Source organism: Naasia sp. SYSU D00948 (assembly GCF_017916515.1).
Classification (GTDB): domain Bacteria; phylum Actinomycetota; class Actinomycetes; order Actinomycetales; family Microbacteriaceae; genus Naasia.
The window spans coordinates 1113965-1127000 of sequence record NZ_JAFMTA010000001.1; the positions used below are offsets into that span (position 1 = coordinate 1113965).

Here is a 13036-nt window from a genome sequence, read left to right on the forward strand (position 1 = left end):
CGCCGGACACGGCGGCGGGAGGGATCCCGGGCAGTCGCTGACCGGGCCGATCGAGAAGGATCCAGCGTTGCGCTGGCAGACCGGCCCCGAGTGACACACATCACTGCACCGGACGCACCGGCGCTCTCGTCACGAGCCGACCGGCCAACGATACGCGAGTCGGCTCCGCACCGCACCCCTCACGCTGGAACCGGTCTCCGGACCTCCTCGCGGCGGAGCCGGCGCCGCTCGCGCGGCCCCTCGAGGAGCGCGTACAGGCACGGCAGCACGACGAGCGTGAGCAGGGTCGAGGACGCGAGCCCGCCGACCACCACCAGCGCGAGCGGCTGCGAGATGAAGCCGCCGGTGCCCGTGAGGCCCGTCGCCATGGGCAGCAGGGCGAAGACCGTGGCGAGCGCGGTCATCAGGATGGGCCGGAGCCGTCGCGACGCCCCGGACAGGATGGCGTCGTTCACGGAGAGCCCCTTGTCCCGGTACTGGTTCACGAGGTCGATGAGGACGATCGCATTCGTGACGACGATGCCGACGAGCATCAGCAGGCCGATGAACGAGGACACACCGAGCGGGATGCCCGTGACGACCTGGAGGAGGAGCGCTCCGGTCGCGGCGAACGGGATCGACACGAGCAGCAGCAGGGGCTGGATCAGGCTGCGGAACGTCGCCACCATGACGACGTACACGATGAGGATCGCGACGAGCACCGCGATCCCGAGCTGCGAGAACGCCTCGCGCTGGTCGGCGCTGACCCCGCCCAGCTCGGCTCCCGCCCCTGCGGGCAGGTCCGCGCCGTCGAGAGCGGCCTGCACGGCGGTGTTCGCCGCGCTGAGGTCGTCGGACGCGGGGGTCACGGCGATCGTCGCGCTTCGCAGGTTGTCGGTCGTCGTCACCGTGGCCGGGCCCTGCACCTCCTCGACGGCGGCCAGGGAGCTGAGCAGCACCGGCCCTGCGGCCGTGGGCACCGGGAGCGCGGCGAGCGCCTCCCTCGTCGCGGGCGGGTCGGTCGGCGACAGGTAGATGGTGAGCAGCTGGTCGTCGATCGTCACGCGGCCGACCGTGCTCGGCAGGGTCTGCTGCGAGACGTAGCCCGCGAGCGCGAGCTCCGTGTACCCGGCGGCGGCCGCGGCCGCACGATCCACGGTGATCTGCACGTAGGGCCGCCCGGCCTCGAGGTTGCTGGACGCCTCGGCCACGGCGGGCAGGTCGCGGACGGCCTCGAGGACCTCGGTCGCGGCCGCGTCCAGCTCCTCCTGGCTGCCGGCGGTGACGTCCACCTCGATGTTGCTGGAGCCCGCGAAGCCGCCCGAAGCCTGGACGGAGAACGTCCCCGCGCCCTCCAATGCCTCGAGGCGCTCGCGCACCGTGCGCTGGAGGTCGTCCTGGTCCGCGTCCTCCTCGGTCGTGATCGAGTAGAGGGCCTGCGTCGAGCCGCCCCCGAAGAACGCGTCGCGCAGCGCGTTGCCGCTCGTGCCGATCGACACCTGCACGGTCCGGATCCCGCGGATCGACTGGAGCTCGTCCTCCGCGCGCCCGGCCGCCTCGTCCTGGACGTCGAGGCTCGTCCCCGGCTCGAACGCCTGAGTCACGGTGAGCGTGTTCTGGCCGCTCGAGCCCAGGAAGTTCGTCTTGAGCAGCGGAAGCAGGGCCACGGTGCCGCCGAGGATGAGGACGGCCGCGAGGATCGTCGCGAGCGGCCGGGCCAGGGTGAAGCGCAGCACCGGAAGGTAGGCCCGCTGAAGCCGGGTGAGGGTGTCCGGGGTCTCGTCGGGGACCCCCGCATGGCGGGACACGCGCCGCGCGCGCAGGAACCAGTAGGCGAGCACCGGCACGATCGTCAGCGACACGAGGAGCGACGCGAGCAGCGCGATGGTCACAGTGAGGGCGAAGGGCCGGAACAGCTCCCCGGTCGAGCCCTCGACGAAGGAGATGGGAAGGAAGACGGTCACCGTCGTGAGGGTCGACGCGGTGATGGCCCCGGCCACCTCCCGCACCGCTCCCGCGATCGCTGCGACCCGGGCGGCGCCGGTGGGGTCCGTGCCCGCCAGGTGCCGCTTGATGTTCTCGATCACGACGATCGAGTCGTCCACGATCCGGCCGATCGCGATCGTGAGGCCGCCGAGCGTGAGCAGATTGAGCGAGTAGTCGGCGAACTGCAGCCCGACCACGGTCATCAGGACGGACACCGGGATGGAGATCGCCGTGACGATCGTGGCGCGCACCGACAGCAGGAACACGAGGATCACGAGGACCGCGAACACGAGTCCGAGGAGCCCCTCGGTGGCGAGGGACTCGATGGACCGCTCGATGTAGGGCGCCTGGTCGAACACGACGGTGTACGTGGCGCCGCTGAGGGCGGCCTCGAGTCCGGGCAGGGCGTCGCGCACCGCGCTCGAGACCTCGACGGTGTTCGCGTCCGGCAGCTTCGTGACGGCCACCGTGAGCGCGGACTCGCCGTTCACCCGGGAGATGGTGGTGACGGGATCGTCCACGAGGGCGACCGTGGCGATCTCGCCGAGGGTGGCCGCGGGGCGGGCCCCGAGCACCGGGAGGGCCGCGATCTCGTCGACCGAGGAGAGCCGCGTGCCCGCCTGCACGGACAGGGTCGTCCCCTCCTCGGTGAGCGGACCGGCCGGCACGAGGACCCCGCTCGAGGAGAGGGCCTGGCGGATGGCGTCGGGGCCGACCCCACGCGCCGCGAGCGCGGCGACGTCCGGCGTGATCGTCACGCGCTGCCCGGACGCACCGGTCAGGGCCGCGGACCGGACGCCCTCGAGATCCTCGAGCTCGGGGAGGACGAGCCGCCGGAGGTCGTCCGCGCTCGCTCCCGCCACCGCGACCTGGATGACCGGGAAGTCGGCGATGCTTCCGCTCAGCACCTGCGGATCGAGCCCGGCCGGCAGTGCCGAGCGGATGCGGCCCACAGCCTGCGCGATCTTGTTCTCCGTCGAGGCGAGGTCGATGCCGTACTCGAAGGAGGCGGCGACGACGGAGCGTCCCGAGCTCGAGGTCGCGGAGGTCGACTCGAGACCCGCGATCCCCTGGATGGCCTGCTCGATCGGGATGCTCACGCTCTGGTTGACGATCTCCGGCGAGGCACCCTCGTAGCTCGTCACGACCGCGAGCTGCGGGAACTGGATCGACGGGATGAGCTCCTGCTTGAGCGAGGTGAGCGCGAGCCCGCCGAACACGGCCGCCACGACCGTGACGAGGGCGATGAGGGCGCGGTTCTTGAGACTCGCGACGGCAAGCAAGTGCACGTCACGGATTATGGCCGATCGGTATGCACGGCTCTTGCGGCCGTTCAAGACGCGATATATCGTTTTTCCGCGTAACGCGATATATCGCGAGGAGGGAGCTTCGATGGCTCAGGAGAAGTGGCTCGTCAGCGGGCCGAAGGTCCTCGACCTGCCCGTGGTCCGGTCGGTCAAGATCAGTCTCATCGCAGGCCGCGTCGACGTCCTCGGGACGGACGAGCCGACCGCCCGGGTCGAGGTCTCCGAGGTGCACGGCCGCGACCTGCTCGTCAGCATCGACGGCGACCACCTGGAGATCGATCACCCCCAGCTGCGCTGGGACAACCTCGTCGACGTCTTCCGGTCCGTCACGGGGAAGGCGAGCGCGACGGTCAGCGTGCTCGTGCCCCGCACCGTGTCCCTGCGACTGGCCGTCGTCAGCGCCGACGCGCTCGTGAGCGGGATGCAGACGCCGGCTCGGCTCAGCACGGCCTCGGGCAGCATCATGCTCGACGCGAGCGCCGGCGACGTCGAGCTGAACACCGTGAGCGGTCCCCTGTCGGTGCGGGACCACCGGGGAGCGGTGGCGGCGCGCACGGTCTCCGGCGACGTGTCGGCGTCCGGCGTGCTGACCTCCTTCTCGTGTGACGGCGTGAGCGGCGACGTCTTCGTCGACGCCGCCGGCGTACCGGACAAGATCGACACGAACACGGTGAGCGGCGCCACGACGATCCGGCTCCCCGAGGGAGTCGGGGCTCGCTACACGATCAACTCGGTGAGCGGCACGGCCCAGCTCGACGACCGGGTCTTCCGCGGCATCCGCGGCATGGGGCAGAGCTGGGCGACCGGCGACCTCTCGGGACGCTGGACCGACGTGAAGTGCAACTCGGTGTCCGGCGACATCGTCGTGGTGCGCGCGGCCACGGCCGGCAGGGAGACGGTCGCGTGAGCGTGTTCGGGCACGGCCGGCTCCGGCTCTACCTGCTGTCCCTTCTCGAGGAGCGCCCCCGGCACGGCTACGAGCTCATCCAGGCGCTCGAGGAGCGCTCGGGCGGGACGTACTCGCCGAGCGCCGGCACGGTCTACCCCCGCCTCGCCAAGCTCGAGGAGGAGGGCCTCGTCCGGCGCGAGTCCGACGGCCGGCGCACGGTGTACGCCATCACCGAGCAGGGGCGACGGGAGCTGGACGCCCGCCGTGGCGAGCTCGCCGGGATCGAGGACGACCTGACCGACTCGGTACGGCGCATCGCGGACGAGGTGCGCAGCGGCGTCGACCAGGCGATGCGGAGCCTGCGGGCAGAGCTCGCCGCCGCCGCCGCGTCGGCACGCGGGGAGGCCGCGCGCACCGGAGGACACCCGGCGTCCGCGCCTCCGGGACCGGACGCGTCCTCGGCGGAGGCGGCCCGTCGCGCGCTGCACTCGGCGGAGGTCGCGCTCGCCGACTTCCGGCACGGCGTCCGGGCAGACCTTCGGACCGCGGCGGCCCGCGGCGCGATCCCGGCCGACGTCGTCCCCCTGCTCGAGGAGCGGCTCGCCGCGCTGCGGAAGGAGATCGGGTCGCGCCTGCCGTGACGCGGGGCCGCCGCGTGTGCGACCCGGGCCGATTCGGCGGATCCGGGCCGGAACGGCGGCCCGGATCGACCGGAACGGCCCGGGAAGCCAGCGGGTGCCGTCCGGAGCGCGAGTTCGGGCGGGGGCGACCCCGGCAGGGGGGTCAGTCGTCGGCGAAGAAGCGAGCCAGGGTCGACACGGCGTCGTTCGCCGGTGCGGTGTCCTCGCGGAAGGTGATGGGCACCTCAGCGGTGGAAGGGCGGAAGCTCCCGCGCGCGCGGCTGGGCTGCGGCGGTCCCTGCGGAGGCCGGGGCGGCACGCGATCGCCGACGGCGGCGAAGACCTGGCGCGCGACCTGCCGACCGGAGCGGTTCGCCCCGATCGTGCTCGCGGTCGGCCCATACCCGGCGAAGAATATGCGCGCGTCCCGCTCGGCGGCGCCGGTGGAGACGACGATGCCGCCCTCCTTCTCGTGGAGGCGCAGCGGGCTCAGGTGCCGGACGTCGGGCCGGAAGCCGGTCGCCCAGATGATCGCGTCGATCGGCTCGCGGGTGCCGTCCTCCCACACCGCCTCGTGTTCCTCGAGCCGCGCGAACATCGGCCGCGGGTCAAGGACGCCGCGGTGGATCCCCGCCGCGATGCGCCGGGTCTTCGGCACCCCGGTGCCGCTGACGATGCTCGGCAGGGCGCGCCCTGCCCGTGCGGCCGCGTCCTGCGCGGCCACCGCGGTCACCGCGTCCTCGAGGTCGAGCGTGCCGTGGTCGAGGTAGTCCACCGGCCGCCGGGTCACCCAGACGGTGCTCTCCGCGACTCCCTCGAGCTCGAGGAGATGACCGATCGCAGACGTCCCGCCGCCGACGACCAGCACGCGCTGGCCCCGGAAGTCCTCGGCCGAGCGGTAGCTCGCGGTGTGCAGCTGACGTCCGCGGAAGCGCTGGACGCCCGGATAGTAGGGCACGAAGGGGGAGCCCCACGTTCCCGTCGCGTTGACGACGACGTGCGTCGTGATCTCGCCCGCGTCCGAGCCGACGACGAGGTCGGCTCCGCGGTTGAAGACGGCGCTCACCGAGACCGGGCGGCGGACCCGGAGGTCGTAGAAGGTCTCGTAGCGGCTGTAGTAGTCCGCGACGACCTCGCGCGCGGGCCGGCTCCGGTCGGCGTCCTCGAAGCTGATGCCGACCGCCTTCATGCCGGGAAGGTCATGCACGCGATGCGCGGAGCCGAGGCGCAGGGATTCCCAGCGGTGCTGCCACGCGCCCCCGGCCGAGGGTCCCTGATCGAGGAGGAGGAAATCCGTGCCCGCGCGCATCCCCAGTCGCTGCAGGTAGTACGCGACCGAGAGGCCGGCCTGGCCGGCGCCGATGATCACGACGGACGTGGACTCGTCCAGCACATCCCCTCCTATGGCCCCTGGGACGGTGGACCCGTCCCATCGTGCCTCATGGGCTGCGTGCTAAAGTAGCGCAGAGTTTTTCCGCATTCCCTGTTTGAGGACCGCCGCAGCATCTGCAGCCCGGCGAAGATTGGTGAGGGGGTCACGCATATGGGGCGCGGCCGTCAAAAGGCGAAGCACACGAAGGTCGCTCGCGAGCTGAAGTACTACAGCCCGCAGACGAACTACGACGCGCTCGAGCGTGAGCTCACCGGGCATTCGAGCCACGACGAGAACGGCGATCTCGACAAGTGGGCCGAGTACGTCGAGGACGACGGCCAGGAGCGGTCCCAGACCGCCTGACCGGACGCAGAGCCGGATCGGTCTGGTCGGACGCGGATCCCGACTCGCCTGCCCGACCCCGTCACTGTCCCGCTGTAGCGTCTCGGCGTGACCTCTGCCGACTCCGCTCTCGCCCGTCCCATGGCCCGCGGGTCATGGACCAGGGTGCTGCTCATCGTCGCCCTCGCGGCGACCGTCGTCGGCGCACTGACCTCGGTCGGCCAGCAGTTCCTTCCCGATGCGCTGCGGCCCCTGTCGAACTCCGCGTCCGGCTGGACGATCCCCGTCGCAGCGTCCGTGTACCTGGCCCGCCCGGCGTTGCGCCTGGCCCCGCTGCTCGGAGTGCTCGGGTTCACGGCGACCAACCTCGGCTACGCCGCGGCATCGAACCTTCGCGGCCACCCCTACGATCCCGGCTTCTGGCTGATCGTCGGCCTCCTTGCGGGTCCCCTGGTGGGAGGAGCCGCTGCGCTCCTGCACCACCGCGAGCGCCGGTGGGCCGCGGTCGGCGCCGGGCTGCTCGCGGGGATCCTGGCGGGAGAGGGCGTCTACGGACTGACGACGGTCGCCGACACGACGGGAGCCGCGTACTGGTGGGCGATCCTCGCCATCGCCGTCGTCGCGCTGGCCGCGTTCTCGGCCCGCCGACTCGTCCGCCCTCCCACGATCGCCATCGCGGCGGCCGTGCTCGTGGGAACGGGCAGCGCGTTCTTCGTCGGCTTCCGCTGGGCGCTGCCGGCGCTCCTCGGCTGAGTCAGCCGGCGGAGTACGTCCCGACCAGCCGCACGGCTCCGCCGTCGACGCCCTTGGCGCCCTGCTCGAACCCGTCGAGGCTCCGCGGGGCCGTCGAGACCGTGCCCGCCTGCCACGCCTCCACGCCGTGGGCGGCCAGCGTCGCCGCCACCTCGCCGGCGAAGTCCGCCTCGACGATCGCGAACATCCCGATGCCGAGGTTCCACGTGCCCTCGTGATCCTCGAAGCGCGACCGGCTGAGGTCGGTGAGCACCCGGAACACCGGGGACGGCGCCCATGTGCCGCGGTCGAGCTCGGCCCACGCGCCCCTCGGGAGCACGCGCGCGAGGTTCGCGGCGATCCCGCCTCCCGTCACGTGGCTGAAGGCGTGGACCGCCTCCCCCGCGACGGGATCGCGGAGCAGGTCGAGCAGGACGCGCGCGTACAGCCGGGTCGGCTCGAGCAGCGCGAGGCCGACGGGACCGTCGAGGTCGTCGACGCGGTCCGTGTACGAGAGCCGCGCGTCGGCCAGGATCTTGCGCACCAGCGAGAAGCCGTTGCTGTGCAGGCCGGAGGAGGCCATCGCGATGATCGCGTCCCCGTCGCGGACCCGCTCGGGGCCCAGCACGTCGTCCGCCTCCACGACGCCGACCGCGGCACCGGCCAGGTCGTAGTCGTCGGGTCCCATGAGGCCGGGATGCTCGGCCGTCTCGCCGCCGACGAGTGCGGTTCCGGTCGCGGCGCACGCCTCCGCGACGCCGCGGACGATCTCCGCGATCCGCTCCGGGACGAGCCGCCCGCAGGCGATGTAGTCCGTCAGGAACAGCGGCTTCGCCCCGACCACCACGATGTCGTCGACGATCATCCCGACGAGGTCCTGGCCCACCGTGTCGTGCTTGTCGAGCGCCTGAGCGATGGCGACCTTGGTGCCCACGCCGTCCGTGCCGGTGGCCAGCAGCGGCCGACGGTAGCCGAGCAGCGCAGAGGCGTCGAAGAGCCCCGCGAACCCGCCCACTCCCCCGATCACCTCAGGGCCGTGCGTGCGGCCGACCGCCTCGCGCATGAGCTCGACGGCCCGGTCCCCGGCCGCCGTGTCGACCCCGGCCGCGGCGTAGCTGTCGCTCATTCGATCTTCCGTTCGGCCGTTCACTCGTCCGGCGCATGGCACACTTGGTCGGTAAGCCCCCACTCTATGGTCTGGAGCTCCTCGCCGAATGTGCGGCATCGTCGGCATCGTCTCTTCTGAGCCGGTCAACCAGCTCGTCTACGACAGCCTCCTTCTTCTACAGCACCGGGGTCAGGACTCCACCGGGATCGCCACGATCGACGGCAGCACCGTGCACATGCGCAAGGCCCGCGGTCAGGTGCGCGAGGCCTACCGGACCCGAGACATGCGCGCCCTCCCCGGCACAGCCGGTCTCGGTCATGTCCGCTACGCCACCAAGGGCTCCGCCGCGAACGAGGAGGAGACCCAGCCGTTCTACGTGAACGCGCCGTACGGGATCGTCCTCGTCCACAACGGCAACCTCACGAACACGCGGGAGCTGACGGACGAGCTCTACCGGATCGACCGGCGGCACCTCAACACGTCGTCCGACACCGAGCTGCTCATCAACATCCTGGCCAACGAGCTTCAGGCGCAGATCGCCGGCACGGAGCTCGACCTCGACCAGCTGTTCACCGGGGTCTCACGCGTGCACGAGCGCGTCGAGGGCTCGTACGCCTGCATCGCGCTCATCGCCGGCCACGGCCTGCTCGCGTTCCGCGATCCCTACGGCATCCGGCCGCTCGTCCTCGGCCGCAAGCCGCTCGGCTTCGTGGGCTTCGAGTGGATCGTCGCGTCGGAGACCGTCGCACTGGAGAGCCAGGGCTACGAGATCGTCCGCGACGTCGAGCCCGGCGAGGCCGTGTTCATCACGATGAGCGGCGAGCTGCACACGCGGCAGTGCGCGGCGAACCCGACGCTCGTGCCGTGCTCCTTCGAGTACGTGTACCTCGCGCGTCCCGACTCCGTCATGAACGGGATCTCTGTTTACGACGCCCGCCTGCGGCTCGGCAACCGCCTCGCCGACACCATCGAGCGGTACACGCCGCGCGGCGACATCGACGTGGTGATGCCGATCCCCGACTCGTCCCGCCCGGCCGCGATGCAGGTCGCGCGGAAGCTCGGGGTGGAGTACCGCGAGGGCTTCTACAAGAACCGCTACGTCGGCCGGACGTTCATCATGCCGGGGCAGGCCGAGCGGAAGAAGTCGGTGCGGCAGAAGCTCAACGCGATGGGCTCGGAGTTCAAGGGCAAGAACGTCCTCATCGTCGACGACTCGATCGTGCGCGGCACGACCTCGAAGGAGATCGTCGACATGGCGCGCAGCGCGGGGGCGAACAAGGTGACGTTCACGTCGGCCGCTCCGCCAGTCCGCTACCCGCACGTGTACGGCATCAACATGCCCTCCCGGCGGGAGCTCGTCGCCTACGACCGCAAGATCCCGGAGATCGCCCTGGAGCTCGGCGCCGACTACCTCATCTACCAGGAGGTCGACGACATGCAGTCGGCCATCCTGGAGGGCTCTCAGGTGAAGGACCTCGAGAAGAGCTGCTTCGACGGCCGCTACGTGACGGGCACCGTCACGGAGGAGTACCTCCGCTGGGTGGAGCGCACGCAGCTGAGCTGACGCGGCCTAACGCCGGTCCGCTCCCGTCCCGTCCGCCTGTCCGTCGAGATGCCATCTGGTGCTCTCATCCGCGCCGGATGACAGCATCAAGTGGCATTTCGGCGGGTGTGGGGACGCGGGAGAGGGGCTACGCGCGGGGCGGGAGCCCGTCCGGCGCCACGTCGCCGGGCGGCACGTCGCTCGGCGCACGGTCGCTCGCTGCGTCGCCGGGGGCGGAGTCGCCGGGTTCGCCGGCATCCGGCGCCGGGTCCGCGGGCGGTGCCACCGTGACCTCGCGGACCGCGCCCACCTCGCGGATGCGGCGCTGCGAGGCGCGGTCGAGGATCAGGGCGACGACGCCGCCCAGGGCCCCGCCGAGCACGATTCCCAGCACGAGCAGGAAGCCGAGCACCTGCGTCGGCGGGTACTCGCTGTTCTCGGGGAAGGCGAAGGTGAGCACGAGGGCCACGACCGCCCCGAGCAGGGCGCCCGCGAGCAGGAAGTTGGCGATCTTCGGCGAGCGGCGGACGCGCACCTGCTCGGTCGGCTGATCCTGCGGCTCCTGCGGGACGCTCATGCTCGGGCCCCCAGTGCGGCGATCGGAGGCAGCGGCAGCCACCCGGTGAGGTCGGCGCGGGAGCCGGACGCCGACACCCGGTGCGAGGCGAGCGCCTCGGCCCAGTCGAGCGACCCCGCGGCCAGCGCGAGCCACGTCTCCGGGTCCGTTTCGATCACGTTCGGCGGTGTCCCGCGGGTGTGCCGTGGCCCCGGAATGCACTGGACGGCCCCGAACGGCGGGACCCGCACCTCCACGGTGCCGCCCTCCGCTCGCTCCGCGAGCAGCTGCAGGGTGTAGCGGACGGCGGTCGCCACGACCGGGCGGGGCGCGTCACCGCGCAGCGCGGAGAGCACCGCCGGCTCTCCGACCTCGGCCGCGATCCTCGCCCGTCCCATCCCTCCACGCTAGCCAGGGCGGCAGACCCCTCCAAACCCGTGGGGGCGGCCCGGCCGATAGCCTGAGCGGGTGCGGATCCTCGTCCTCGGTTCCGGCGCGCGCGAGCACGCCATCGTCGATGCCCTCCTCGCCGACCCGGCCGGCCACGAGGTCCTCGCCTCCCCCGGCAACGCCGGCATCGCTCAGGTCTGCGAGTGCGTCGACATCGGCGACATCGCCGACGACGAGGCGGTCGCCGACTATGTGATGGGGTCGACGATCGACCTCGTCGTCATCGGTCCCGAGGCGCCGCTCATCGCGGGCGTCGCCGACGCGATCCGCGAGCGCGGCATCCCCGTGTTCGGCCCCGGCCGCGCGGCCGCCGCGCTCGAGGGCAGCAAGGCGTTCGCCAAGGCCGTCATGGCGGAGGCCGGCGTGCCGACCGGACGCGCTCTCCGCGCCGCGACGCTCGCCGAGGCGGAGGAGGCGCTCGACGAGCTCGGCGGCCCGTACGTCGTGAAGGCGGACGGCCTGGCCGCCGGCAAGGGCGTCCTCGTCACCGAGGACCGCGCCGCCGCCCTCGCGCACGCGACCGCCTATCTCGAGCGCGGCTCGGTGCTCGTCGAGGAGCACCTCACGGGCCGCGAGGTCTCCCTCTTCTTCCTCTCGGACGGCCACAGCGTCCTCCCCCTCTCCCCCGCTCAGGACTACAAGCGCCTCCTCGACGGCGACCAGGGCCCGAACACCGGCGGCATGGGCGCCTACTCCCCGCTGCCGTGGCTCTCGGACGCCTTCGGCGGCGAGGAGGCCTTCGTGCGGACGGTCCTCGAGACGGTCGCGCTCCCCGTCGTGCGCCGCCTCGAGCAGGAGGACACGCCCTTCATCGGGCTCCTCTACTGCGGCCTCATCGTCGAGGGCGCCGACATCCGCGTCATCGAGTTCAACGCCCGGTTCGGCGACCCGGAGACGCAGGTCGTCCTGCCGCGCCTCGCCACTCCGCTCGGCCGGCTCCTGTTCGCCGCCGCGAGCGGGGAGCTCGAGGGGATGCCGTGGCCCGAGTTCCGGGACGAGGCCGCGGTGGGCGTCGTGCTCGCGAGCGAGGGCTACCCCGACGCTCCCATCACGGGCCGCCCGGTGTACGGCTTCGGCGACGCCCTCGGCGTCCCCGGCGTCCGCATCTCCCACGCCGCGACCGCAACTCGGGAGGGCTCGGACGACCTCGTCACCACCGGCGGCCGGGTCCTGACGGTCGTCGCACTCGCCGAGGACTTCCGCGAGGCCCGGTCGCGGGTGTACCAGGCGGTCGACGCCCTGGACCTCGAGGGCGGGCAGTACCGCACCGACATCGCGGCCGAGGCGGCATCGTGACCCTGCCCGGCTGGGAGCACGTCTACTCGGGCAAGGTCCGGGAGCTCTACCGTCCCGCCGACGGCGCCGGCGACCGCCTCCTGGTCGTGGCATCGGACCGCGTGAGCGCGTTCGACCACGTCCTGGAGCCGGGCATCCCGGAGAAGGGGGTGCTGCTGACCCGGCTGAGCCTGTGGTGGTTCGACCGCCTGGGCGTGCCGGACCACCTGATCCAGCCGCAGAGCGTCCCCGACGAGGTCGCCGGCCGCGCGATGCTCGTGAAGGCGCTCGAGATGTACCCGATCGAATGCGTGGTGCGGGGCTATCTCACGGGCAGCGGATGGGCCGAGTACCGGGAGACGCAGAGCGTCTGCGGGGTTCCGCTGCCGGCCGGCCTCTCCGACGGGGACCGGCTCCCCGAGCCCATCTACACACCCGCCTACAAGGCTCCGCAGGGCGAGCACGACGAGAACATCACCTTCGAGCGGACGGTGGAGCTCGTGGGCGAGGAGCGCGCCGACGAGCTGCGCCGGCTCTCCCTCGAGGTGTTCGCGACGGCCTCCGCGATCGCCGAGGAGCACGGCGTCCTCCTCGCGGACACCAAGTTCGAGTTCGGCGCCGAGCCCGACACCGGTGCGACGGTGCTCGCGGACGAGGTGCTGACGAGCGACTCGAGCCGCTACTGGGATGCCGAGGAGTGGCATCGCGGGGTTCGGGGCCGGAGCTTCGACAAGCAGATCGTCCGCGACTGGCTCGCGGCGAACTGGGACCGGACGGGGACGCCGCCGCGGCTGCCGGACGAGATCGTCGAGCGCACCGCCGCCCGCTACCGCGAGCTGATCGACCGCTTCGGCGCCTGACCCTTCCTCGCCGGCGG

Annotated in this window: 12 protein-coding genes; 7 read left to right on the forward strand and 5 right to left on the reverse strand. The window is 72.2% G+C overall.

Going from position 1 to position 13036, the window contains the following annotated elements; genetic code table 11:
- Positions 1-179 precede the first annotated feature (179 nt).
- Positions 180-3254, reverse strand: coding sequence for an efflux RND transporter permease subunit (locus tag J3P30_RS05270; protein WP_210479904.1), 3075 nt, complete (start codon positions 3252-3254; stop codon positions 180-182).
- A 103-nt stretch (positions 3255-3357) separates the two neighbouring features.
- On the opposite strand from J3P30_RS05270, the gene J3P30_RS05275 reads away from it, so the two are divergent.
- Together J3P30_RS05275 and J3P30_RS05280 are read left to right on the forward strand one after the other, a co-directional pair.
- Positions 3358-4179 carry a DUF4097 family beta strand repeat-containing protein gene (locus J3P30_RS05275; protein WP_210479905.1) on the forward strand — a complete coding sequence of 274 codons (822 nt, stop codon included), beginning with the start codon at positions 3358-3360 and terminating at the stop codon, positions 4177-4179.
- A complete protein-coding gene (locus tag J3P30_RS05280) occupies positions 4176-4802 on the forward strand; it encodes a PadR family transcriptional regulator (RefSeq protein ID WP_210479906.1) in 627 nt (208 codons plus the stop codon). The genes J3P30_RS05275 and J3P30_RS05280 overlap by 4 nt, the downstream gene beginning before the upstream one ends.
- Positions 4803-4944: 142 nt before the next feature.
- Here J3P30_RS05280 and J3P30_RS05285 read toward each other — a convergent pair whose 3' ends face one another.
- Positions 4945-6174, reverse strand: coding sequence for an NAD(P)-binding domain-containing protein (locus J3P30_RS05285; RefSeq protein WP_210479907.1), 1230 nt, complete (start codon positions 6172-6174; stop codon positions 4945-4947).
- A 150-nt stretch (positions 6175-6324) separates the two neighbouring features.
- On the opposite strand from J3P30_RS05285, the gene J3P30_RS05290 reads away from it, so the two are divergent.
- Together J3P30_RS05290 and J3P30_RS05295 are read left to right on the forward strand one after the other, a co-directional pair.
- Positions 6325-6516: a DUF3073 domain-containing protein gene (locus J3P30_RS05290; RefSeq protein WP_210479908.1), complete on the forward strand. Its 192-nt coding sequence runs from the start codon at positions 6325-6327 to the stop codon at positions 6514-6516.
- Positions 6517-6603: 87 nt separating this feature from the next.
- Complete coding sequence (locus tag J3P30_RS05295) at positions 6604-7248, forward strand: DUF6518 family protein (RefSeq protein WP_210479909.1); 645 nt, start codon at positions 6604-6606, stop codon at positions 7246-7248.
- Position 7249: 1 nt separating this feature from the next.
- Here the strand turns inward: J3P30_RS05295 and purM are convergent, their stop codons facing one another.
- Positions 7250-8353 carry a phosphoribosylformylglycinamidine cyclo-ligase gene (purM, locus tag J3P30_RS05300; protein WP_210479910.1) on the reverse strand — a complete coding sequence of 368 codons (1104 nt, stop codon included), beginning with the start codon at positions 8351-8353 and terminating at the stop codon, positions 7250-7252.
- Between the two features lie 88 nt (positions 8354-8441).
- On the opposite strand from purM, the gene purF reads away from it, so the two are divergent.
- Positions 8442-9899, forward strand: coding sequence for an amidophosphoribosyltransferase (gene purF, locus J3P30_RS05305; protein ID WP_210479911.1), 1458 nt, complete (start codon positions 8442-8444; stop codon positions 9897-9899).
- A 127-nt stretch (positions 9900-10026) separates the two neighbouring features.
- On the opposite strand, the gene J3P30_RS05310 is transcribed toward purF, so the two are convergent.
- Together J3P30_RS05310 and J3P30_RS05315 are read right to left on the reverse strand one after the other, a co-directional pair.
- Positions 10027-10455: a hypothetical protein gene (locus J3P30_RS05310; protein WP_210479912.1), complete on the reverse strand. Its 429-nt coding sequence runs from the start codon at positions 10453-10455 to the stop codon at positions 10027-10029.
- On the reverse strand, positions 10452-10832 hold the full coding sequence (locus J3P30_RS05315) for a sterol carrier family protein (protein WP_210479913.1): 381 nt from the start codon (positions 10830-10832) through the stop codon (positions 10452-10454). Before J3P30_RS05315 ends, J3P30_RS05310 begins: the two co-directional genes overlap by 4 nt.
- 70 nt (positions 10833-10902) lie before the next feature.
- Here J3P30_RS05315 and purD point away from each other — a divergent pair, with 70 nt between their 5' ends.
- Both purD and J3P30_RS05325 read left to right on the forward strand, forming a co-directional pair.
- Complete coding sequence (gene purD / locus J3P30_RS05320; RefSeq protein ID WP_210479914.1) at positions 10903-12180, forward strand: phosphoribosylamine--glycine ligase; 1278 nt, start codon at positions 10903-10905, stop codon at positions 12178-12180.
- Positions 12174-13019, forward strand: coding sequence for a phosphoribosylaminoimidazolesuccinocarboxamide synthase (locus J3P30_RS05325; protein ID WP_210481877.1), 846 nt, complete (start codon positions 12174-12176; stop codon positions 13017-13019). Before purD ends, J3P30_RS05325 begins: the two co-directional genes overlap by 7 nt.
- Positions 13020-13036 lie beyond the last annotated feature (17 nt).